The organism is Paeniglutamicibacter sp. ORCA_105, assembly GCF_045798545.1.
GTDB lineage: Bacteria > Actinomycetota > Actinomycetes > Actinomycetales > Micrococcaceae > Paeniglutamicibacter > Paeniglutamicibacter sulfureus.
This window is the reverse complement of sequence record NZ_JBIXLM010000006.1, coordinates 101,335-124,376: the sequence shown is the minus strand read 5'-3', so window position 1 is coordinate 124,376 and position 23,042 is coordinate 101,335. Positions and strand designations below refer to the sequence as shown.

At 65.2% G+C, this 23,042-nt stretch carries 20 protein-coding genes; 11 read left to right on the top strand and 9 right to left on the bottom strand.

Annotation, left to right across the window (positions count from 1 at the left end; translation table 11 throughout):
• Positions 1–14: 14 nt before the first annotated feature.
• The 4 genes from ACIPUB_RS04805 to ACIPUB_RS04790 are packed head-to-tail and all read left to right on the top strand — an operon-like array spanning position 15 to position 3,749.
• Positions 15–1,430 carry a glutamine synthetase family protein gene (locus tag ACIPUB_RS04805; RefSeq protein ID WP_407606330.1) on the top strand — a complete coding sequence of 472 codons (1,416 nt, stop codon included), beginning with the start codon at positions 15–17 and terminating at the stop codon, positions 1,428–1,430.
• Entirely contained in the window at positions 1,430–2,152 is a 723-nt protein-coding gene (locus ACIPUB_RS04800) for an ABC transporter substrate-binding protein (protein WP_407606329.1), read from the top strand. The genes ACIPUB_RS04805 and ACIPUB_RS04800 overlap by 1 nt, the downstream gene beginning before the upstream one ends.
• Positions 2,149–2,919, top strand: a complete 771-nt coding sequence (locus tag ACIPUB_RS04795; protein ID WP_407606328.1) for a gamma-glutamyl-gamma-aminobutyrate hydrolase family protein — start codon at positions 2,149–2,151, stop codon at positions 2,917–2,919. The genes ACIPUB_RS04800 and ACIPUB_RS04795 overlap by 4 nt, the downstream gene beginning before the upstream one ends.
• On the top strand, positions 2,916–3,749 hold the full coding sequence (locus ACIPUB_RS04790) for a gamma-glutamyl-gamma-aminobutyrate hydrolase family protein (protein ID WP_407606327.1): 834 nt from the start codon (positions 2,916–2,918) through the stop codon (positions 3,747–3,749). The genes ACIPUB_RS04795 and ACIPUB_RS04790 overlap by 4 nt, the downstream gene beginning before the upstream one ends.
• A 40-nt stretch (positions 3,750–3,789) precedes the next feature.
• Here the strand turns inward: ACIPUB_RS04790 and ACIPUB_RS04785 are convergent, their stop codons facing one another.
• From ACIPUB_RS04785 to ACIPUB_RS04775, 3 genes are all read right to left on the bottom strand, one after another.
• The gene (locus tag ACIPUB_RS04785; protein ID WP_407606326.1) at positions 3,790–4,494 is read right to left on the bottom strand and encodes a cache domain-containing protein; all 705 of its coding nucleotides are present in this window, start codon (positions 4,492–4,494) and stop codon (positions 3,790–3,792) included.
• A complete protein-coding gene (locus ACIPUB_RS04780; RefSeq protein WP_310289354.1) occupies positions 4,491–5,303 on the bottom strand; it encodes a GntR family transcriptional regulator in 813 nt (270 codons plus the stop codon). Before ACIPUB_RS04780 ends, ACIPUB_RS04785 begins: the two co-directional genes overlap by 4 nt.
• 251 nt (positions 5,304–5,554) lie before the next feature.
• Positions 5,555–6,118: a VanZ family protein gene (locus tag ACIPUB_RS04775; RefSeq protein WP_407606325.1), complete on the bottom strand. Its 564-nt coding sequence runs from the start codon at positions 6,116–6,118 to the stop codon at positions 5,555–5,557.
• 120 nt (positions 6,119–6,238) lie between these two features.
• Between ACIPUB_RS04775 and ACIPUB_RS04770 the strand changes: the two genes are divergently transcribed.
• The 7 genes from ACIPUB_RS04770 to ACIPUB_RS04740 all read left to right on the top strand — a co-directional run bounded on the left by ACIPUB_RS04770 (position 6,239) and on the right by ACIPUB_RS04740 (position 15,075).
• On the top strand, positions 6,239–6,991 hold the full coding sequence (locus ACIPUB_RS04770; RefSeq protein ID WP_302263423.1) for an ABC transporter ATP-binding protein: 753 nt from the start codon (positions 6,239–6,241) through the stop codon (positions 6,989–6,991).
• A gap of 4 nt (positions 6,992–6,995) precedes the next feature.
• Positions 6,996–9,530, top strand: a complete 2,535-nt coding sequence (locus tag ACIPUB_RS04765) for an ABC transporter permease (protein ID WP_407606324.1) — start codon at positions 6,996–6,998, stop codon at positions 9,528–9,530.
• A gap of 240 nt (positions 9,531–9,770) precedes the next feature.
• Positions 9,771–11,705: a glycosyltransferase family 2 protein gene (locus tag ACIPUB_RS04760; protein WP_407606323.1), complete on the top strand. Its 1,935-nt coding sequence runs from the start codon at positions 9,771–9,773 to the stop codon at positions 11,703–11,705.
• 56 nt (positions 11,706–11,761) lie between these two features.
• On the top strand, positions 11,762–12,094 hold the full coding sequence (locus ACIPUB_RS04755; RefSeq protein ID WP_407606322.1) for an STAS domain-containing protein: 333 nt from the start codon (positions 11,762–11,764) through the stop codon (positions 12,092–12,094).
• Positions 12,087–12,515, top strand: a complete 429-nt coding sequence (locus tag ACIPUB_RS04750) for an ATP-binding protein (RefSeq protein WP_407606321.1) — start codon at positions 12,087–12,089, stop codon at positions 12,513–12,515. Before ACIPUB_RS04755 ends, ACIPUB_RS04750 begins: the two co-directional genes overlap by 8 nt.
• Positions 12,516–12,562: 47 nt before the next feature.
• A complete protein-coding gene (locus ACIPUB_RS04745; RefSeq protein WP_407606320.1) occupies positions 12,563–13,765 on the top strand; it encodes a PP2C family protein-serine/threonine phosphatase in 1,203 nt (400 codons plus the stop codon).
• A complete protein-coding gene (locus ACIPUB_RS04740) occupies positions 13,756–15,075 on the top strand; it encodes a PP2C family protein-serine/threonine phosphatase (protein ID WP_407606319.1) in 1,320 nt (439 codons plus the stop codon). Before ACIPUB_RS04745 ends, ACIPUB_RS04740 begins: the two co-directional genes overlap by 10 nt.
• Before the next feature lie 9 nt (positions 15,076–15,084).
• Here ACIPUB_RS04740 and ACIPUB_RS04735 read toward each other — a convergent pair whose 3' ends face one another.
• From ACIPUB_RS04735 to ACIPUB_RS04710, 6 genes are all read right to left on the bottom strand, one after another.
• The gene (locus ACIPUB_RS04735; RefSeq protein WP_407606318.1) at positions 15,085–15,651 is read right to left on the bottom strand and encodes a methylated-DNA--[protein]-cysteine S-methyltransferase; all 567 of its coding nucleotides are present in this window, start codon (positions 15,649–15,651) and stop codon (positions 15,085–15,087) included.
• Positions 15,648–16,127, bottom strand: a complete 480-nt coding sequence (locus ACIPUB_RS04730; RefSeq protein WP_407606317.1) for an RNA polymerase sigma factor — start codon at positions 16,125–16,127, stop codon at positions 15,648–15,650. The genes ACIPUB_RS04735 and ACIPUB_RS04730 overlap by 4 nt, the downstream gene beginning before the upstream one ends.
• Before the next feature lie 43 nt (positions 16,128–16,170).
• Positions 16,171–19,494, bottom strand: a complete 3,324-nt coding sequence (locus tag ACIPUB_RS04725) for an ATP-binding protein (RefSeq protein ID WP_407606316.1) — start codon at positions 19,492–19,494, stop codon at positions 16,171–16,173.
• A complete protein-coding gene (locus tag ACIPUB_RS04720; protein ID WP_407606315.1) occupies positions 19,491–20,150 on the bottom strand; it encodes a DUF4194 domain-containing protein in 660 nt (219 codons plus the stop codon). Before ACIPUB_RS04720 ends, ACIPUB_RS04725 begins: the two co-directional genes overlap by 4 nt.
• The gene (locus ACIPUB_RS04715) at positions 20,147–21,604 is read right to left on the bottom strand and encodes a DUF3375 domain-containing protein (RefSeq protein WP_407606314.1); all 1,458 of its coding nucleotides are present in this window, start codon (positions 21,602–21,604) and stop codon (positions 20,147–20,149) included. Before ACIPUB_RS04715 ends, ACIPUB_RS04720 begins: the two co-directional genes overlap by 4 nt.
• Before the next feature lie 412 nt (positions 21,605–22,016).
• The gene (locus ACIPUB_RS04710; RefSeq protein ID WP_407606313.1) at positions 22,017–23,015 is read right to left on the bottom strand and encodes an aldo/keto reductase; all 999 of its coding nucleotides are present in this window, start codon (positions 23,013–23,015) and stop codon (positions 22,017–22,019) included.
• Positions 23,016–23,042 lie beyond the last annotated feature (27 nt).

Here is a 23,042-nt window from a genome sequence, read left to right as displayed (position 1 = left end):
ACGAGTTGAGTCCCATGACCTTGCAAGCACTGAGAACCGAATCCGACGCCATCCTGGACCGTGAATCCTTTTCCCGGCACCAGGCACGCAACCTCGAACCCCAGATCGTCAAGGATCTCGCGGCGAAAATCGAGGCCGCCGGGGTCGAGTACATCTACTACGCGCTGCCCACCATTGGCTCGCGCGTGGTCGCCAAGATGGTCCCGGCCAACCACTTCCGCCGCAACCTGGAAAAGGGAATCTGCTTCCACCGCACGGCGCTATCCGACCTCCAAAACGACCGCCATGGAAACCTGATCGGCGGCGGCATCGAGGCCCGCGAGTTCTGGGCCCTGCCGGAGCCCGAATCCTTCGTGGTGCTGCCCTGGGACACCTCGGTCGCCCGAATCTTCTGCACCGCCTACGAGCCCCCGCACCTGCCGGAGGTCGGCGGTCGACCGCTTGCCATCGACACGCGTTCCCTCCTGGCACGCACCCACGCGGCGTTCACCGAGCGCACCGGTTTCGAAGTGCGCTCCGGCACCGAGCCCGAAATGACCTGGGAAGGCCCCGGACTCGAGGTCGTCAAGCGGCCCGGTTCCAGCCCCGCCTACCAAGTGGAAAACCTCGAGCGCATGCGCCCGATCTACAAGAAGCTCGTCACTTACTCCAAGGCCATGGGCCTGGACATGATCGAGGGCGACTACGAGGACGACGGACAGCTCGAACTGAACTGGATGTACGACCGCGTGGAAAACACCGCCGACCGGCTGGTCACCTACCGGCAGATCTGCAAGCAGGTAGCCCGCGAGTTCGGGGTCACCGCTTCCTTCATGCCCAAGCCCTACAACGGCCAGATGGGCAATGGCTGCCACCACAACCTCAGCCTCTGGGACGGGGACACCAACGTCATCGAGGACGCCGGACGTTTGGAACTGCACGTCTCGGAAACCGCGCGGCACGCCATTGGCGGCATGCTGGCCCACGCCCAGGGATCCATGGCCGTGATGGCCTCCACCGTGAACTCCTACAAGCGGTTCTGGGACGCCGGGCAATTTGCTCCCTCCACCGCCAACTGGGGCCTTGACTCGCGCGGCTGCCTGATCCGGATCTCTGCCAACGGCCGGATGGAGTACCGAGTGCCGGACGCGGCGGTGAACCCCTACTTGTCCCACACTTTGCTGATCGCCTCGATGGAGGACGGGATCAACCGCAAGCTCGAACCGGGCGCTCCCGACGAGGCCTGCGACAACGCGCCGGCGCTCGGTGCCCAGTTGCCGCTGACCCTCGGCGACGCCATCGGCGCGTTCGTTTCGGACACCTACCTGACCTCGCAGCTGCCGGCGGACCTGGTGTCCATCTACACCAAGCTCAAGGAAGAGGAATGGGCCCGCTACTGCGGCTCGATCACGGAATGGGACCGCGAAATGTACTGGGAGACGATGCCGTAATGACAACGCTCAAACTGGCCTGCATCGACGCTGACGCGCCGCCGCTCTTTTCGCTCCTCGATTCCAACGGACAACGCACCGGATACGAACCGGACGCCGCGAAACTTGTGGCCTCGCGCATGGGCAGGACCATCGAATGGGTCGTTATGGGATGGGACGAGATGCTGCCCTCGGTACGCGACCACCAGGTGGATGCGGTGTGGTGCGGACAGGGCATCATTCCCGAACGCCAGGCTGTCGTGGATTTCACCCGCCCGTATGCGGTCTTCGATGAAACGGTGCTGGTGCGCAAGGGAGACCCTGCACGCACCCCGGCCGACATAGTCGGGTACCGGGTGGCCGCCATCGACGGCAGCGCCAATATGGCATTGGCTCGAACCTTCGAGGGGGCGATCATCGTTCCCTTCAGCGGGGACACCGTCTATGAAGACATGCTGGCGGCGGTCGCCGACTCCAGCGTCGATGCCATGGTCGACGATGACGTGGTGCTGGTGCCGCTGGGCGATGACCCGCGCTACGACGTGGCCTTTACCGTGGCAACCCGCAACCCGTGGGGGATCGGGGTCGCCAAGGACAACCTCTTCCTGCGCGAGGAACTCAACATTGCACTGGCCGCCGTGATTGCCGACGGCAGCCTGCGCGAGGTGTGGGACACCTGGATGCCAACGCTCGATTTTCCGTTGGGGCACAGCCTCGAGGCAATCGCGGGCAGCCGGGCATGACGGGCGGTCCAAGCGCCGCCCGCCGCCCGCTGATAGGCGTCCCGGGCATGTGGTCGGCCAAGGTGCAGGGCATGCGCTTCGCTGGGGCTGCAGTGGCCGTCGGGGTGCTGGCCGGCATTGACAGGGCCGGAGGGGAACCTGTGGTCCTGTTTCCGGGCAGCAGCGAGTCGGCCGCCGAACAGCTCGCCCGGCTGGACGGGGTGGTCATTCCGGGCGGTGCCGACATCGACCCGCGCCGCTATGGAAGCGAGCCGGACGAGCACTATTGGCCGGCCGACCACCCGGGACAGGACGGCTATGAGGCCGGCCTCCTACGGGCCTGCCTCGATTCAGGGATCCCGACCCTGGCCATCTGCCGGGGCATGCAATTGCTCAACGTCATCCACGGCGGAACGCTGGTGGGCCATTTGGCACCCGGTGAGATCCAGCACCGCGGTGCCGAGCACCCGGTGACCTGCGAGCCCGGCACTCTCCTTGCCGCGGTCTTGGGGCATGCCCCGGTGCGTACATCCTCGTACCACCACCAGGCGGTCGAGCGCATCGGCGCGGGGTTGCGGGTTGCCGCCACGGGGCCGGACGGAGTCGTTGAGGCGCTGGAGGTTCCTGGCGCATCGCTGCTGGCGGTCCAATGGCATCCCGAGGATCTGGCCGAGGCGTCGGCCACCGATCATGCACTTTTCAGCTGGGTCGTCGAGGCAGCCCGGACTCGCCGGGCCACCGAGTCCCACCGCGAGCAGACGAAAACCTTGGAGGTTTTGAGTTTATGAGCACCGATCCACGAGAAGACCGGGTATTGACCCTGGACGAGGTCATCCCGGAAGGGTTTGACTTGCTTCCCCCGGATGCTCCGCTGGTGGCAGTGGTGGTCTCACTGACTTTCCCCGGCATGGTTGGGGAAAGCCACAGGATCATGCGCGACTTCACTCGCAGTGCCTTCGACCAATTACTCGAAAGCGGTGCCCGCGCTGTGCTGATCGACAGCTCCGCGGCGGACCCACAGGCAGCGCTGGCCGCCGAGGAAGCCGACGGCGTTTTGTTTCTCGGCGGCGGCGACGTGGACGGGTCGCTGTACGAACTTCAAGGGCCGATCCCCAAGGCCTACGGGGTGGACCGCACCGCCGATGAATTCTGCGTCGCCATGATCCATCGGACCCTGGAGAAGGACCAACCACTGCTTGCCATCTGCCGGGGATCCCAGCTTTTGAACGTGGCACTCGGCGGGACATTGGTGCCGGACATCGTTCCCTCGACCCTGCACCAGGGGCAATCCGGCCAGCCGATGTTCCTCGACGAATGGGTGACTCTGTCTGAAGGTAGCAAGATCCACGGGATCCTTGGCCGTGAGCGAGTCACTGTGCGTTCCGGGCACCACCAGGCCGTGGACCGCGTGGCAACTGACTTGATCGTCAGCGCCGTGGCCGACGACGGGATCGTGGAGGGTACCGAGCACCCCGGGAAAACCTGGGTCGTGGCCGTGCAATGGCATCCGGAGGACCGGGACGGATCCGCTGAAGACCGCCGCGCGATCATCGGAGCCTTGGTGGAACAGGCCGTTCTGCGGCGCCTGCAACTGGCTCGGCACGCGCAGACTGCCTGATGCGAGTGGCGGGCAGAAGTGTATTGGACCCGCCACGCGGTTACGCAGGAACCAACATGGACAGGCCCAGGTGCGGGACCGCCAGGGGAACGATCCGGCTTTCGCTGGGCGCGGCCTTGATCCTTTCTCCCACGAGGTAAGCACCGGAGTTGCCGATGATGACCCGATCACTGGAGTTAAGTAAGGCCGCATGGCCGGGGATCGAGCGCAACGCGGGGAGGAAGATTTCTTCCAGTGCCCGAACTGTCACGTCATAGCCGGCAACCCCCGCAAACTCGCCATGGATCTTGAAAGGGGCGGTGTGCGTGAGAATGTATTCGTCGGATCCCAGGTAATCGACATACGGTCCCCAGATGGTTGCCTCGCCGGTCCTTTCAGCGGCGCTGAAGAAGGGAAGATGCTCGTAGTCGTAAAAGCGCTCGCCATCCGGGTCGAGGTCAAATACCAGTTTTTCGGCCCCACTCGGCCCTGGCGTCCACCACTCGAGGACCCCTTGTCCCTCGCTGATCCGAGCCGAGGAGAACGTTGCCCCGGACCCAACAGCGAATGAATGCCGCTGCAGGAAATCCGATGCCAGTGCCTTCAACCCGGTCAGATCGTGTTTCGTGACCAGTGCGCCCGGGGTGACATCTCGAGTGAGCAGGTCGGTGACCGCGGCGGCCATCGCATAGGTGTCGGCCGATGCGTCGTTGAACCACCCGGAGATGGACCCCAACGCTGCGGCTGCCGGTTGGGAGAGACTCATTGGTTTTCCTTCAAATCGGTGGAGTAGCTCAGTGCCAGCTTCGTATCAATGAGGTGGTGCGTGCTGCGTCGGATATGGTCAATCACCAATTGCTGCCCTTGTTGGCTGCGGTTTTCGGACACGGCCCGCACCAGTGCCAGGTGTTCCGCGGTGGCCCGTTCCGCATCAAACTCATCGACCAACGGTGACCACAACACCTCCACCGTTTCGGCTTGCAACCGAATTTCGGCATTGGCCAGCCGGGTGGATTGGGCAGTCACCGCCAATTCGATGTGAAAGCGGCTATCGGCCCTTGCCTTGGCCTGGGCGCTGTCGGCCATGACCAACGAGCGGGCCATATCCTGCAGCCTCTCCAGTTCATGCGGCTCGGCCCGGTCGCATGCCAGGCGGACTGTGGCCGCGGCAATGGCTGACTGCTCGTCGCCCAAATCCCGGATCTCGGCAATCGATGTGGTCATGAGCCACTCTCGCATGGCCTCCAACTGGAATTGCGGTTGCTTCAGGATGAAGGTCCCGCCGCTGCGTCCGCGCCTGGTCTCGACGATCCCCTGGTCGCGCAGGACGGCCAAGGCGTCGCGCAGGGTGGCTGCGGCAACGCCGAACATCTCTGACATCTCGATTTCGTTGGGTAGGCGTTCGCCGACGCGCAGCATGCCAAGAGTGATCGCCTTGGAGATGCGGTTGACGATGGCATCGGAACGTTCCAGATCGGGCAAGGATCGATAGATCTGCGACTGGAAAGACATATTTAAAGCCAAACCGGGTACTCCAAGCCAAACAATCGGAAAGTGTGCCCAGTCTATCGGCACGAACAGGCGAAACGTCGGAGCACGACGTGGTTTGGAACAGCGGCTCGGACATCTCTATGTCCATGCGGGAACTGTCCCGGGGACAGGGAGCTGCGATGATCCGCGTCCAGGGCACGTTGACTGGAATCAGATCCGTAGCATCTGCTCCGCGACATTGCTAAACACGACCCCAATGGCACGTGGAGCTGAAAGCCAGAGTGGAGAATTCAATCCTTTGATCCGATAATTATCGGGCCGTGGACTGCGCGGTGCTACCTCTCCAGCAGTGAATCCGGGACGGGGGTCTCGGCCGTGGCTTTCCTGTTTCCGATGAGCGAAACGAGCACCCACCCGATCATTGCCGCAATGAATCCGCCGGCGGTGTTGGTGATGATGTCGGTGATGTCCGAGGCGCGGTTGTTGCGCAGCGCCAACTGGGTGGCCTCAACGCAGATTGAAATGCCCAGCACCAAGAGGGTGGTTTTCAGCACCGCGAACCGACGCCAACAAAAGCTTAACATCAATCCCAGCGGGGCAAAGAGCCCGAGGTTCGCCAGCATCTCCACGCCCAGGTCGCGTTCCCGGTGCGCCAGGAACGGAATCCAATTGAAGGTACCAGCCGGGATTGAAGGGTCAGGCAGGGGAGCCGCGGGCAGCACGGCCACGGCCAGACCAATGGCCCATGCGGGAATGGCCACGAGCAGCACGCTGCGTTTCGCTCGGACATTGTCCCTGGAAGCGAACCAAAGTAGCGCGGCCAGCAAGGCAATGCTGGCAGCAAGGCCCAGCGTTACAAGCAGGGCAACGGTGGGGACGGCGAAATAGAGCATAGGCATAACAGCGTATCGGTGGACCCTGTGAGGATGCTGTCTCATACCCGGGTATGAGCCAAGCGGTGGATAAAAGGATCCCTCAGGATGATCCAAAACCATACAGTGAACACATAACGTGGAACCATGACCATTACTGCACCTCATACCAGCACCGATTTCGCTGTCCACGCGACGGGCCTGACCAAGATCTACGGCGAAGGAACCACGCGCGTCGAGGCCCTGCGCGGCGTCGACGTCTCCTTCGCCCGCGGCAAGTTCACCGCCATCATGGGCCCCTCGGGTTCCGGCAAGTCCACACTCATGCATTGCCTGGCCGGCCTGGATGATGCCAGCGGCGGACAGATCTTCATTGGTGGGACAGACATCTCGAAGCTGAATGACGATGCGTTGACCAAGATGCGCCGTGAAAAGGTCGGCTTCGTCTTCCAGTCCTTCAACCTTGTCCCCACGCTCACCGCGGAAGCCAACATCCTGCTGCCGCTGGCCCTGGCCGGCAAGAAGCACGACAAGGAGTGGCTGCAGACAATCGTCACCACCCTGGGGTTGACCGACCGCTTGAACCACAAGCCGCACGAACTCTCCGGCGGGCAGCAGCAACGCGTGGCCGTGGCCCGGGCCCTGCTCACCCGCCCCGAGGTCGTCTTCGGAGACGAGCCGACCGGCAACCTGGACTCGCGCACCGGCGCCGAGGTGCTCTCGCTGCTGCGTTCCTCGACCCGCGAGATGGGCCAGACCATCATCATGGTCACCCACGACGCAGTCGCGGCCTCCTACGCGGACACCGTGCTCTTGATGAAGGACGGCGAATTGGTCGGCCAACTCGAGGATCCGACCGTCGACACGGTCACCCAGGCGCTTTCCGGGTTGGGTGCATGACCCCGTGCTGAAACTAGCCCTGGCAAACCTCAAGACGTATTCACGGCGCTTCATCGCCGTGACCCTGGCGGTCATGATCGGCACCGCCTTCCTGGCAGCGACGCTCATGGTCAACGCGTCCGCCACCGAATCCCTGAAAGACAGCATCGGCTCCTCCTACGCCAATGCAGACCTCGTTGTCACCGGCGACTACATGGCCGACATGGACGCGGACGACAGCGAAAGGCCCGAAACCTACAGCCTCGACGCCAAGACGCTGAAGGCCATCGAAGACATTGACGGCGTGGCCGCCGTCCACGGCGTCACCAACTCCGGGGTGAGCGTCAACGCCGGGGGCAGGGACTACTACGCCTCGGCAAACACCGCCGCCACCAACACGAAGCTGAACACCACGACGCTCACGTCGGGGTCCCTGCCCACCGGCGGAGACCAAGTGGCCGTCGATGCCACGTACGCCGGTGAATACAACATCTCCGTCGGAGATGTCCTGGAAGTCGGTTCGACCACCGCGGAGGGCAAGGAAGTCAGCCGCCAGGTCAAGGTCTCGGGCATCACCGCTGCCTCCAACGACCCGATCACCGGCGCGGCCATGAACCTGACAGTCGGCCAGTCCCTGTTTGAAGCCCTCTCGGGGCCCGGGGATGCCAGCTACGGCAGCATCACCCTCGCGGCCAAGGACGGAGTTGACCTGCAGGGGCTCAAGGCCCCGCTGGCCACCGCCCTGGAAGCAACCGGCCTGAAATACTTCCACATCAACACCCCGGATGAGCAAATCGTTGCGGACGTTGCCGCGTTCTCCGGCGGCAGCGACCAACTCACGATCGTGCTGCTGGTCTTCGCCCTGATCGCGCTGGTGGTCACCGGGCTGGTGGTCATGAACACCTTCGCCGTGCTCATTGCCCAGCGCACCCGCGAACTGGCCCTCATGCGCACCTTGGGTGCATTGCGCGCCCAGATCCGCTCCTCGGTCCTCATCGAGGCGCTGCTGATCGGGCTCTTGGCCTCGGCCGCCGGCGTGCTACTGGCCACCGGCATCATGGCGGGCCTGATCGCGATCCTGGGTGCCACCGTTCCCGAGATGTCCTTTGCCATCCTGGCGGTACCGGCACAGGCCATCATTGTGCCGATCCTGGCCGGAACGCTGATCACCCTGGTTGCCGCCTGGGTTCCGGCCGGCAAGGCCATGTCAGTCTCCCCGCTGGCTGCCCTGCGCCCGGCCGACGACGCGGCGGTGGGCAACAAGGCCGGCAAGGTGCGCATCGTCTTCGGGCTCCTGCTGCTCCTTGCCGGCGCCGCCGCCCTGGCCTTCGGCGCGATCCAAGGGAACATCCTCATCGCCTTTGGCGGCGGGATGCTCTCCTTCCCCGGCGTCCTGATGCTCGGCTCTCTCTTCCTGCCCAAGACCGTCTCGGCCATCGGCAAGCTGACCTCCGGGTCCAGCGTTCCGGGCAAGCTCGCCAGCCTCAACGCCGTCCGCAACCCCGGACGCACCACCGCCACCGCCACAGCGCTGCTGATCGGCGTCACCTTGGTCTCGATGATGATGGTCGGCGCGCAGACGGCCAAGACCTCCCTGGGCGATGCCTTGGGCAGTGAATACCTGGTGGACGTCGAGGTCAACGACTACTCCGGCACCACCTATTCCGCTGACTCCCTGTCCAAGGTCGGGGCCATGGACGGCGTCGAGGGCCTGGCCGAACTCACCTTCGTCGGCAACTCCAAGAGCGGCCAGGAAATCTTCGCCACCGATCCCGAAAACCTCAAGTCCGTGCTCAACAGCGGCAAGCAGGTCCCGGCTGCCGGCCAGGTCCTGGTCTCCTCCAACAACGAGGGCAAGACCATGGAGGCCACAGGTGCCGGTGGCAAGAGCGGCACGCTGGACATGCTGGTCACCGAAAGCAACGCGCTGCAGCCGGTCATCGGCTGGGACACCGCCACGTCAATGCTGGGCGTAACCAAGGAATCCGTGGCGACGGACCAAAACGCCCGCACGGTGCTGTGGCTGAAGGTCGATGACCAGCTCGACGCAGCAGCGGTGCGGTCGCTGCAGACCGACATGGCCGATGAACTGAACGTCGATGAATTCGCCGTGGGCGGCGGGGTCATGGAGAAGCAGATGTTCAACACCGTCATCGACATGCTGCTGATGATCGTCTCGGGCCTGCTGGCCGTCGCGGTGCTGATCGCGCTGATCGGCGTGGCCAACACGTTGAGCCTCTCGGTGCTGGAACGGACCCGGGAGAACTCGCTGCTCCGTGCCCTAGGCCTGACCCGCCGACAGCTCAAGGCCATGCTGGCCACCGAAGCGGTGCTGATCGGCGGGGTCGCCGCCCTGCTGGGCGTGCTGCTCGGATCTGCCTACGGGCTGCTCGGCGCCCAGTCGGTCATGGGTGCCTTCGGTGCCATGAGCGTGTCGATCCCGTGGCTGCAGCTGGCAGGGGTCATCGCCGTGTCCGTCGTTGCCGCGCTGGCCGCCTCGATCGTCCCGGCCCGCCGGGCGGCGAAGCTGGCCCCGGTGCAGGGGCTCGCCAGCGAATAGCCTTGCCGGCATGCTCCGGCACTGAAGGTCCTGCCCGATAGCGGGCAGGACCTTCAGCATTGCCGGTCCGCACAGAGGCCGTGGGACGGTGTTCAACGTGGGCGTCTTCGACGTGTTCTAACTTGTCAACCGTGATATGTTCGGTTTGTCCCGCGAGCTCGGCGAGTGGCTGACCTTGCCGTCGCATGGCTGCGCGACACGTGGTTTTCAACGTGGAACGGAGTGGCTGGAAGGCTGGGCATGGCACGGTTCTGGACGCGACTGATGGTGGTTCTCACGCTGATACTCGGCGTGAACTACGTTGCCTGGCGCTGGGCCGTCTCGCTGAATTGGGATGCCTGGTGGATTGCCGTCCCACTGATTGTCGCCGAGACCTATAGTCTGATCGACGTGTTGCTCTTCGGCATGACGGTATGGCGCCTGAAGGAACGGACGGGAGCTCCGCCGCCGCCTGCCGGTGCAACTGTGGACGTTTTTGTCACCACCTACAACGAGCCGCTTGAAATGGTCATGAAAACAGCGCTGGCCGCCCAGCGCATCCGGCATCCGCACAGCACCTGGATCCTTGATGACGGCGACCGCCAGGAACTACGGCGCTTGGCGGCCGAGCAGGGGCTCGGGTACGTCACGCGCGGCGAGGACTGGAACAACATGCCGAGGCATGCCAAGGCGGGGAACCTGAACAACGCCTTGATGGTCACCGAGGGCGAGTTCCTGCTGATCTTGGATGCTGACCAAGTCCCGGAGCAGGAAATTCTGGAGAGAACCCTGGGGTACTTCAACAACCGAAGGGTTGCGCTGGTCCAGACCCCGCAATATTTCACCAATGTCCCCAACGACGATCCACTGGGCAGCCAGGCACCGCTCTTCTACGGACCCATCCAACAGGGCAAGGACGGTTGGAACGCTGCATTCTTCTGCGGTTCGAACGCGGTGCTACGCCGTGAGGCGCTGATGCAATTGGGCCTGCTCGGCTATGTTCAGGAGACCGAAAAGGGCATTCGCCGGGCGCTTGGCGCATCCAAGAAGGCAATCCGGCAGGCACGGAAATCCGCGGATGCGGATTCGCCCGTGGTCGGGGGAATGCTGGACGAGGTTGAGGCCGCCATTCGACATGCCAACAACCAACTGGCCGCAGGCCGGTCCCTGAGCGAAATCACCTACCAGGTGCAACAAAAAGTGGACACGGCCGTCCGCACGTTGGTGCAGGCCGATGTGCACGCGTTGCAGGCAGATCTTGAGGAGATCGCGGCCATGGATTTGACGGCCGTGGGGGACGCCGGCGTCCGGGTGATCACGGACGATGCAGTGCAAAGGCTCTCTGCGCGGGAATGGTCCCCGTTGGGTGCCATGGAATCGGTACAGGCAGTCCTGGACGCCCTGTCGGTGGAGCGTTCCGGGGAAGCCCAGCCCCTTATGCCGCTGGCCACGATCTCCGTGACGGAGGATATGGCCACTGCCATGCGGATGCACGCCCGCGGTTGGCAGAGCGTCTACCACCACGAGATCCTTGCCCATGGACTAGCCCCCGAGGACATCGGCACCATGTTGACTCAGCGCCTGCGCTGGGCCCAAGGAACCATCCAGGTGCTGCTGAGGGAAAACCCGCTGACCCAGCGCGGCCTGAAGTGGGGCCAACGGCTGATGTACTTCTCCACAATGTGGAGCTACCTGAGCGGTTTCGCCGCCGTTGTCTATTTTGCCGCCCCCGTCATTTACCTGTTGTTCGGCGTCCTGCCGGTCACCAGCCTGAGCACCGATTTCTTCATCCGGTTCATACCGTTCATGGTCGTGAACCAACTGCTCTTTCTCGTCGCCGGCCGCGGCATCCCCACGTGGCGGGGCCAGCAGTACAGCTTGGCGTTGTTCCCCACGTGGATCAAGGCCTGCACCTCTGCCGCACGAAATGTCTGGTTTGGGCGTCCCCTCGGTTTCGCCGTCACCCCGAAGGACCGCCAGGAGGGCGGGCCGCGCTGGAGCCTGATCCGGCCGCAGATCACGGTGGCCGTTCTCCTTGGCATCGCCGCCGTCGCCGGACTTGTGCGCCTTGCCGCGGGTTTGGCCGAACCGCTCGGTACGCTTGTCAACGTGGCCTGGGTCGTCTTCGACCTGCTGGTGCTCAGCGTCTTGTTCAAGGCCGTGCGGTACCGGGGTTATACGCCGAGCGGGAAGTAGTCCGATCCAAGGAACGCATCGCCGGTTGCCCCGGTTGGAACTAGAAAGGAACCTCGATGGAGATTAGCCACAAGGCCAATGGGACGTATACGGAGGTAGTGGCTTCCGGAAGGCTGAACATGGTCTCCGCGCCCAGCCTCAGATCCTACGTGAGCGAGGTTGTGGCTTCCGGATCGCACCGCATCGTCATCAACCTGGCCCAGACCACCTTCATGGATTCCTCCGGACTTGGCGCGCTCATCGGGTGCCTGAAGGCTGCCCGGCAGGCGGGCGGGGACCTGCGCATCGCGGCAGTGCAGCCCCAGGTGAAGATGGTCCTGGAACTGACAAGCATGGACCGGGTGCTGACCGCCTATCCTTCGGCCGAGGAGGCTTTCGGGAATGAATGAGATGATCGCCAGCCGCAGCTTCCGTGACGAGGCCATCCCTGAGTCCGTCGAGGCGATCCATGTCCTGCTCGACGAGCTGTGGGCCGATGCACCCTTCGTCCCGGACATGGACCGGATGACCTTTGCGACCGCGGTGATCGAGGCCGCCTCGAACATCGTCCAGCATGCCCTGCCGGAGTTCCCGACACCCGTGGAACTGGGCGTCGAGATCAGCGTCCGAACCCAAAGCCTGCGGGCGGAGATCAGCGCCTTCGGCGCCACCGACCCCCAGCTGGACACCGATGCCAAGGGCATGCCCGGCCCCGAGGCCGAGTCGGGACGAGGCCTGGCACTGATCCATGCCCTTGTCACCTCGTTCACTTTTTCACGTGAGGACAGCACCAACACCTGGGTCCTTTCCAGGGATTCGACACCCTGTTGACCACTGGGCCGATCGACAAGTTGGAACCTGAAGAAAGGAAGAAAAACGTGCATCATGCCCAGGAACCAACCGTGACCGAGCGGGACCGTGTCGCGGCGTTGCAACGGCTGAATCTTGTTGATTCGCCTGCGGAGGAGCGCTTTGACCGGATCACGCGGACGGCCAAGAACCTGTTCGATGTCCCGATCGCCGCGGTGACCCTGGTGGATGACGCAAATCTCCACGTGAAGTCCCCCCAGACAACATTGGTCATCCCCCGGGAAGAATCATTTTGCAACCAGGCCATCACCGACCCGGGAATCCTCGTGGTGCCCGACGCGACGGCCGACCGGAGGTTTGCGCAGCTGCCCGGCGTGAGCGGGCCTGCTGGTATCCGCTTCTATGCGGGTAGGCCCCTCAACGCCGCCCCGGGCATGCGCGTGGGAACGCTGTGCCTCTATGACACCAGTCCGCGCGAACTGAGTGCCGACCAACTTTGCCAACTCGACGAACTGGGGGCCTGGGCCGAGGCCGAGCTCCAGGACTCTGCCGACCGCGACCGGGCCCGGAGCATCCAGCAGGCGCTGTTGCCGTCGGCCGCCCCCGCCGCCGAAGGATACGAAGTCCTGGGCATGTTCCTTCCCCGGTCGGAAGTCGGCGGTGACTTCTATTCGTGGAAGGAAGACGGCCCCATGCTCCACCTGGCCATTGCCGATGTGATGGGCAGCGGCACGGGGGCTGCCTTGATGGCAGCGACCGTCCGGGGAGCGATACACCGCACCGGCGCCTCCGATCCAGGCACCGCCTTGGACATCGCCAGCGACCTGCTCACCCGGGATCTCGAACGAACGGCCACCTTTGCCACGGCCTTCCTGGCCACTCTGGACAGGGGCACTGGAACGCTGAGCTACGCCGATGCAGGCCACGGCCTGAGCATGATCGTGTCACCTGATGGCTCATACACCCGCCTGCACGGCAACGGGCTGCCGTTGGGGCTCGGCGAGCCGGGATCCTGGGCGACCTCCACCGCGGTGCTACGGCCCGGGGACACCCTGGCCAGCTTCACCGACGGCGTGCTGGACCTCTATGACGGCACCTTGGCGGCACTCGACGAAGTCGCCGCGCTGATTGCCGGGGCCGAGCCGTCCACGGTGGCTGCCGCGCTCCGAGAACTAAATTGTCGGCAGGTCCCCGACGATGACCTCACCGCGGTCCTGGTCCGGCGCCTTCCCGCCGAATCCGCGGCAGGCGGGGTCGACCCGTGGGCGTAGACGCTGCCCGTGTTCTGGTCGGGCTCGACGAACTTTCCCCGTTGCGCAAGCAGGTGCCCTTCGCGGCACTGTTCATCGCCGCTGGGCTGATGTCCATGGCGATACCGACCGTGGTCATCAGCAATCCTGTCTCCCTGCTGGTGGGGCTCGTGCTGGTGGCCGGGGCGACGGTGCTGGCGGTGGTCTTCCGCGGTCCCGCTTTGCTGCGCTTTGCCACCATCGTCCCCGCGCTGGACTTCATCGCCGCCGGTTTTTTGCGGCACGGGACCGGAGAGTCCCACTCGATCTACTCCTCGCTGCTCCTGTTGCCGGTGCTCTGGTTCGCTTCCCGGCCGGGGCGCCGCTACGTCCTCTATGCGGTGCTGGGGACCATCTCGACGGTCCTGATTCCCTTCGCCCTGGGCGCGCACCTGGAGAACAACCCCAATGAGCTGGCGCGCGGCATTTTCAGCGCCACCGTCTTCGCCATCGGTGCGGCCGTGGTCAACGAGCTGGCCGCTCGGGCCCGGAGGCACCTGGGCAGCGCCCGCGCGGAGGCCGCCTCGGCCGCGGAGGAATTGAGCCGGGCGGCGGAAATCCAGAAGTTCCTGCTGCCCAAGAAGGCAGCCATCCTCGAAGGCTACGAAACCGCCGGGGCCTGCATTCCGTCCAAGGCCGTCGGCGGGGACTTCTTCGACTGGTACGCGATCGACGGGGGCATCGGGTTCACCCTGGGGGACGTCATGGGCAAGGGTGCCGGGGCCGGCATGATCGCGGCGACCACGCGCGCGGTGATTCGCAGTGCCCGCAATATTGAAGACCCCGTGACGGCATTGACGCTGACCTCCGACTGCCTGGCCACCGAACTGAGCCAGGCCGCGGCCTTCGCCACGCTCTTCCATGCAAGACTCCGGGCACAGGACGGCACCGTTGTCTTTTCCGACGCCGGGCACGGCCTGAGCCTGCTGGTCCGCGCCGACGGGACCTGGGAGCGGCTGACCTCGGGCGAGCTGCCCGTCGGGCTGATGCCGGACGCGACCTGGACCTCACGGGAAATCACCCTCGCTCCGGGCGACATGATCGTGAGCGTCAGCGACGGGGTGCTGGATCTCTATGACGGGACACTGGCCGCCGTCGCCCGCGTCGGGGAGCTGGCGTGCCGCGCCGGCTCGGCCCAGGACATCGTTGACGCCGTGCACGCCCTGGCCTCCGAATCAAACAACCCCGACGACGTCACGGTGTTGGCCGTGCGCCGCTCCGAGCCGAACACAGCCGCTGCCGACGGCCACGAATCCGGGACGCGTGCTCTGTCGTCGGTGTCCCGGACCTAGCAAAAAGAGCTAGCCCGGCGGGTCCTGTTCGAGGTCGAGCAGGACCCTCTTGGCATCCACCCCGCCCAGGTATCCACCAAGGCCTCCGTCGCTGCGCAACACCCTGTGGCAGGGCACCACGATCGGCAACGGGTTGGTGGCGCACGCGGTTCCCACCGCCCGCACGGCCGCCGGACGGCCGGTGGCCAGGGCCAGTTCCTTGTAGCTCACGGTGTGCCCGTACGCGATCGAGGGCAGCGCCAGCTGCACCTGCAGCCGGTACCCGCTGCTGAGGCAGTGGTCCAGCCCCAGCTCGAATCCGGCGCGCCGGTGGGTGAAGTACTCCTCCAATTGCCGCGCCGCAGCATCCAGCGGGGCGTGGCGTTCGAGGATCCTCACGCCTACCTTGGCCGCCAAGGAATCCAGCACCGTGTCAAAGCCCTCGCGGGCGAAGGCGACGCGCACCATTCCCCGTTCGGTTGCAGCAAGCAACAGCTGTCCCAGCGGGGAGTCCACGAGCCGGTAGGAGACATCCAACAGACCCTCGGCGGCGGCGCGCTCGGCCAGGTCCTTCTTCAGCATTTCAAGTTCGCTCATGATTCTTCCTCCGCTTCGATAAGTTCCTTGCGCAGGGCCCTGATCCCGTCGGACGCGGCCCGGCGCAGGGAAGCTGCGCTGCCGCCCAGGTACGCCGGGATATCCGCGTAGGGAAACCCGAGCAGGTAGTGGTAGCCGATCACCTTGCGTTGCAGCTCGCTGAGCGAGCCCAGGGATTCGAGCAGCTCCAGCTGTCCCAGGCCCTCGGGAAGCGCCACGGTTTCCGGGAGCTGCCCGATGGGCACGGGATGGTTCGCCCGCAGGATATCGATGGCCTTGTGCCTGGCAATGGTGATGAGCCACGCCTCGAGGTTGGCGCCCTTGGCCAGGCCCGGATATGCGCGCAAGGCCGCCAGGAACGTTTCGCTCCAGGCATCCTGCGCGTCCGCTCCCGGGCCCAGCAGTGCGGTGCACATGCGCAGCACCGTGGTACCGTGCCGGCGCACCACCAGCTCGAAGGCGGGGTTCGTTGTCATCTCCATACCCTGTAAACGCGCCGGCGGACCATTTTGTGAGGTGCTATCGCAAAATGATGCTCGTGGCCACGGCCGGGGAGCGGCCCGAGGCCACGAAGCCGGAGACATTGGATTCGGGGTGCTTGATGATGTCGCAGACCGAACCAAGGTGCCGGGACAGGTCGATCTTGTCCTCCGGGGCCGCGAGCAGCAGCTGGAAGCCGAATTCCTGCAGCGCATTGATGCCGGCTGCCGCATATTCGGAGTTCGCCTGGATGAAGGCCTCATCGATCATCACGGTGCCATAGGCGGTGAACCCGGCCGTGGCGAAGCCCAGCTGGTAGGCCAGGGCGGCTCCCATGATGAACGAGGTGAAGCGCTGGCCCTCGCCGCCCGAAAGCGTGCCGGGCTCCAGGCCGGTCTCGACCTCGCCATTGGGCTTGTGCTCATTGCAGCTGATGGTCACGTGTTGGCGTACGTCCAGCACGGTGTCGCGCCAGGCCGCACGCGAGGAATCATCCAGGGCATCCACCAGGGTCTCGAGTGCCTTGTAGCTCTCGCTGAGCGTTCCCGCCCCGCGCGAGGAATACGCACCGGCCAAGGCGTCCTTCAAGGCCTGGCGGAACGCGCGGGCCTCGTCAGGGATCGTCGTGGCGACCTCGAGGGCCAGCTTGGAGCCGTGCTCGAAGGTGACGTCCGCGAGGATCTGGTTCAGCGGGGAGATGCGCTCGGCAATCGAGCGGCGTTCCTCTTCCAGTAGCTGCAACAAATCTGAGAAGCGCTCGTAGGAGCGGTTGGAGAAGTATTCACGGAACTCCTCCTCGTGCTGCGGCAACCCCTGCTCGATGATGCCCTGGTGCAGGGCGACATAGTGCCCGGCGGCCTCCACCGAGGTGCCGAAGGAGACTGCGGCCGAATTGCCGAATTCGCGGGCAAAGGCCCGGAAGGTGTCCTTCAGCGAGGCTTCCAGCGTGTACGCCTCGCGCTTGAGCTCGGCCCCGGATTCGGACAGCGACAGGGCCAGCGCGTTCAGCGCGGCCTCCAGCTCGGCGCTGCCCACCGGGGAGCCCTCGTCCAGTCGGCTGACCAACGGCGCCAGCTGCTCGCTGGCGGCAAGCTTCGCCGCTGCCCAGTCCTCGGTCGCCGTGTCGCGCACGCCCGCGGCGCGCAGCGCGGTTTGCGCTTTTTCCAAGGCGGCGGAGAGCGTCGTGGCTTCAGCGCGGGCCACTGCCAGGGTGCCGACGCATTCCTCGAGTTCGGCACGTGCCGCTTCCAGGGAGCGGCGCACGTGGGAGAGGTCCCCGGATTGGGACAGCGCTTCGGCCATGCGCGCTTCGAGGTCCTGCAGGGTGTTCAGGGCGCCGGAGGCATCCAGCGAGGCGAAGCTGCGGTCATCGCTGGCCAGGGTGCCCAACAGCGCCAGCTTGGCCGCCAGCTGGTCCTTGGCGGCGGAACGGTCATCTGCCACCGAGGCGGCCTTGGTGGTCTCGGCCTCGAGCTTCGCCAGCTTGGTCTCCAACTCGGAGATCTTCTCGGCGTTGGTGAAGCCGAGCAGGTAGTCGGAGGCCGCCACGCCGCGGGTGTCGCGCTCGAAGGTCCCCGCACCGGTCTTGATGGTTCCGGCCAGGGAGATGGCCTTGTCGTGCACGTGCAAGCCTGCGTCCGAATCGACGCAGGCCAGCGGGTAGTCGGCGGCGATCTTGGCATGCAGCCAGGTGCCGGCCGGCGAATGCTTGAAATCGAGCTTTCCCACCAGGTCCCCGGGGCCGGCGACGACATCGCGCGGGGTCCTGGAGATGTCCATCCAACGGATCCGGCCCAGTCCCGAGAGCGAATCAATGGCGCGGGTGACGGCTTTGATGTCTTCGCCGCGCACCAACAGGGTGGTGGCCAGGGAACGCAGGGCTTTTTCGGCGGCCGGCCGCCATTGGCCGTGGGCGGGGGACAGGTCGATCAGTTCCCCGGCAAAAGGAAGGTCCTCGATGTCCAGGTTGGTGGAGGCGGCAATGGCGCGGCGGGCGGCAATGGACCTGTCATCGATGTTGGAGCCGCGCTTGGCGTAGGAATCGATCTGCAGCCGCAGCTTCTTGGCACGGTCCTTCAAATTCATGACCGATGCCATGGCCTCGTATTCCATGGTGCGCGCGTCCTTGGCAATCGAGGCCAGATTCTCGGCGCTGACGGCAGCCTGCCGGCGCATGGCCTGCAGGCCGGAGGCGGTGAACGTGAATTTCAGGCCCACGGCCTCGAAGTTCTCCCGCAGGGTGCGCAGGACCGATTCGCGGTCGGCCAGGTTCTTGCGGGCGGACTCGGCCTCGCGCTCCAGCAATGCCAGCCCGGCTCCGCCACCGGCCTCGTGCTGCTCGGTGAGCGACGCGACCTTGGCTTCAAGGGTGGCCTTGCGAACGCCGCTTTCCTCGATCAGCGCCGCATTGGTCTCGACCGCGGCGCTGAGCATGGCGGTTTCGCCCTGCAATGCCCGGGTGGCCAATTGGGCGCCGAAGGCCGGAAGCTGGGTGGATACCAGGGTGTTGAGTGTGGCGAGTTCGGCGCTCAGCTCATCGTGGCGCAGCTTCTGCTCGGGTACCGAGGCCAGCGCGTCGCGTTGGGCGCGGGCCTCCTCCAGCTGGCGGTGGATGCCTCGCAGGTGCGAGAAGTCTTCGATGGCCCCGGTGGCGGCCTTCATGGTCGCGGGGATTTCCAGTACCTCGTAGCGGAAGAACTGGTTCACCCCCTTGTCCAGTCCCTTGCCGTTCTGCAGGGTACGCAGCAGGGAAAACGCCTTGTCGTTGTCGATTCCCAAGCGGCGACGGAACTTCTCGGCGAAGGCACGGTGCACGTCGAAGGCCTCGAAGCCGGGCAGCGACTTCTGCAGCGAGGAGGGGGTGAATCGGCGTGCCCCGTGTTCCTCCAGGGCCGCGGTGTCCAGCACCCGGTCGCCCATGACGTAGTGCTTTCCGACCTGGCCCTCCAGCCCGTTGGCGGGTAGGTCGAAGATCGCTCCGATGCACACGTTCGAGCCCAGCCCGTCCTCGTACACCAGCGCCAGGGCGCTCCAAGTGGCGCCGGGGCGCTGGTACAGGGTGCCGGCCTCGGTCTTGAAACGGCGCCCGCGCATATAGGAGTAGGTGGTGCGCCGGTCCTTGCGGGTGGAGGCCTCGTGCGCGGACTCATTGAGCCGCGGGGCGGCATGGAAGATGTGCCCGATGCCGTCAAAGAGGGTCGACTTGCCCACGCCGGGGTGCCCGGTCAGCAAGGTCCCGGCGCGGTCCACATACAGGGTGTGCCGGCCATGGAAGGTACCCCAGTTGATGACCTGGATCTGGGTCAGCCGGTGCTGCCCGGGGTTCAGCGCGTCCGAGAGCGGAAGGGTCATTTCAATGCTCATAGCTCTTCTGTCTCCAACTCGAATTCTTCGGTGTCATCGGTGCCCACGCGCTCAATGGCCTTGATGTATTCGGGGATTTCCTCGATCGCGGCAAATGGCAAGGCCAGCGCCAGCGCTCCGGAGACCTTGTACTCATCGCCCAGTTCGGTGGGCAGGATGAGTTTCAGGTTCAGCAGCCGGGTCAGGGCCGCATCGGTGTTTTCTTCCAGCTTCTTGTCGTCGGTGTCCCCGGGGGCACGGTGCTCCAACAGGATCTCCCGTGCGGCTTCCCGGGTGATGACAGCGTCCGTGCCCGAACCGGCATGGCGTTCAAGAAGCAGCCGCAGACGCAATGCAAGCAGGGTCTCCTCGCGCTTCAGGGCACGGCGCGGGGCAATCGCGGTGGTGTGGGCCGCTTCCAAGTCCACGGGGCTCAGCAGCGCGATCTTGCGGTTGGCGTCCACCTCGAGCACCAGGAAGATCTCGGCGACGTAGGCGGCGATGTCGGCCCGCCGGTCCAGCACCAACTGCCAGAGCCGGGGTTCGGCAACGCCGTCCAGATAGGGGCCGCGCAACAGGCGCACCAGCAGCTGGCGCAGCGGCAGTTCGAACGAACCTGTGTCGCCCTCGAAGAGGCGGCGTTCGTCGATCGCGCCGGTGGGAAGTGGGCTGCTCATGCGGGATCCTTCGTGAAGCTCATGGCCGGCACCAACGCTGTTCGCGTGACACCGTTGACCTGGGTGAAGCTGATTTCCTCGAGGGTGGACTCGTCAATGCGGTCCCCGCCGTTGCGGGCCGCCTCGATGAGGTACCTGATGGTGTTCAGGTGCCGGTGTTCATCGCCGAGGCTGTTGTAGGTTTCCCTCAGGCCCGCCGAACCACCGGAGGCGGCGCGGACAGCGGCGATCGCGTTCTTCAGCACCGGGATGTCGGGACCCGGGGTGGAAGGGGTGCGCCGGATGTCGGCGACCGACAGGGGCGGCGGGGCTGCCAGCTTCGGCGGGGCGACATGTTCGTCGGGATCGTAGATGCCCAATGCCGCAATCGAGGTGAAGCGCGGTGCGTACAGCCGGATGGGGGCCACCGGCGTGCGCGAGTGCAGGACGCGCGAGGAGGAAACGGCGACTTCCGCTGCCCGCACCGCCTCGCGCAGGATGGCCGCTTCCTTGAACTCGGCCGATTGCACGTAGGCGTGCAGCGACTCCGAGAGCCTGCCGTAGGACTGGTGGACCTCGGAGGCCTGGCGGCGCAATTCTCGCAGCAGGTTTGCCAGGGTGTGGCGTTCCTGGTTGTCCAGTGCGTCCACGAAGTCGCGTTCGAGGACCTCATTGACCGCCTCGCGGAACCGGACCTGGGCCTCGGGGGAGTTCAGGAACTCCGTGAAGCCGCGGAAGGTCTCTCCCTGCGGGGTGCTGCGCAGCTGTTTGTCGCCCTCCAGCACCGCGCCAACGGCCACGCCCTTGGCGGAGGAGGACTCCATGATTTCCCCGCGTAGGGCGTGGAGCATCTCCTGGACGCCGTCGCGCATGCGCTTGAAGTCGGCAGGCAACCCCGAGGCCATGTCCAGCACCGAGCGGGTGGCGGCCAGGGCGCCTTCGCGCGGCAGCACCGCCGGGGAGGTCCCGTCGCGCAGGGAGGCGATTTTTTCCTGGCGCTGGGCGATCTCCGCCTCCAGGGCGCGGATGCGTGCGGCGGGATCGGGGTCCGTCTCATGGGCCAGCGATTCGAGGGACACCAGGAGGGTGTTCAGCCGCGAGGAGTTCAGGTTGGTACGGTCCCCGGAGAAATCGGACAGGAATTTCAGCACCCGTGCGGTTTGCGCCGTCGGTTCGTAGACGAAGTGTCCGTCGACCAGCGGGCGGGCCAGGAACTGGCTGCGCACCCAGGCATCGGCGTATTGGGCAGCTCCCATTGAGTCATTGAAGCCCGGGTCTTCGGAGCGTACGACCTTGAGGAAGGATTCGAGGGAGGCGTGGAAGACCTCCAGTCCCACGCGGGGTTTGGCGCTGGTGAACTCGGCGCGCAGGAAGGCCACGGCCCAAGGTGCGGTGGAGAGCAATTTCCAGGCGGCGGACGACCTGAATTGTTGCGTCTGACTCCACAGCGGGCTCGCTTGGTGGGTAGGTCGCATCACGGTCCTTTTGCTGGGGATTGACCAAACAATCCTAGTCCATCGGCGCAGCGAATTAAGGCCCGGGACCAGCCGGGTATGGTCGGTTGAACCACACCGGTGACCGGGCCGGCGGATGGTTTTTCCTTCGTTCCTGGGCTATCTGCGAGGGAAAGGTGATGAAACCGCGTCGTCGGTCGGCAACGGCGCTCGCACTGCTGGCAGCCTCGGGACTGGTCCTTTCCGGGTGCGTCATGGTTCTCCCCAGTCAGGAACAGGAAGGCCCGACCGAGACGGAGCATCGAACGGGCGACCAGGCGGGAGGCGGGCTACGACTATGTGGCCGCGACCACGGCCCTGACCGGAATCGAAGGGGCCGAGGCGCAAAAGGTCATAGACCCCAAGCGGCCCAAGTCGAAGTAGACGGTCCTGCCTACCTGGCCTCCTGGAATTCCTCGCTGTCGATGGTCTTTTGCTGGTGGACGTTGTACCGCGCCCCGGCAATCGTGGACTGGTTGATGATCTCCCCGGCCTCCGCCAGCTCGGCGGGGGAAAGCGAAAGCCGGAGTGCACCGAGGTTCTCGGCGAAGTGGCCGGGGTTCTTGGTTCCGGGGATGGCATGGACATGCTCGCCCTGCGCCAGCACCCAGGCCAGCGAGAGCGCGGCGGCGGTGGTCCCCAGGCGTGTTGCCAATCGTGCGAGGCGGTCGACCAGCTCGAGGTTGTGCGGGTAGTTTTCCTCGCTGAAGCGTGGCATGTGATGCCGCATGTCGCCTTCGGCCAGCGCGTCGATGCCACGCAGGTTGCCCGAAAGGAAGCCCCGGTAGAGCGGGGAGAATGCCACGAACGCCGTCCCCAGCTCGGCGCAGGCCTCCACCATGCCCAGCTCCGGGTTGCGGGTGGCCAGCGAGTATTCGTTTTGCACCGCGGCAATCGGGTGCACCTCGTGCGCAATCCGCAGCGTGGCGACCGAAACTTCGGAAAGCCCGATGCCGCCGATCTTCCCCTGGGCCACGGCCTCGGCCAGCGCGCCGACCGATTCCTGGATCGGGACCGTGGGGTCGAGCCGGTGCAGGTAATAGAGGTCGATGTGCTCCGTCTGCAGGCGCTGCAGCGAGGCGTCGACCTGGGCGCGGAGAGTTTCGGGGCGCCCGTCGATCTTCCCGCGGCCATCGACCAGAGCCAGCCCGCCCTTGGAAGCCAGCAGGTACTCGCCGCGGCGCTGTTTCAGGTGCTGGCCAATGAGGTTTTCGCTGCGGTGCCCGCCGTACAGGGTTGCTGTGTCAAGGTGGTCGACCCCGGCATCCAGCACGTCGTGCAGCAGCCGCCCGGCTTCCCGGTCGGTGGGGAAGTCCGAGTAGCCATGGGCGATGTTCATGGCCCCGAAGCCCAGGGGATTGACGTTCTTGCCTGCCAGTACACGCGTATTCATGGGTTCATTTCTAGCACGCGACGCCGA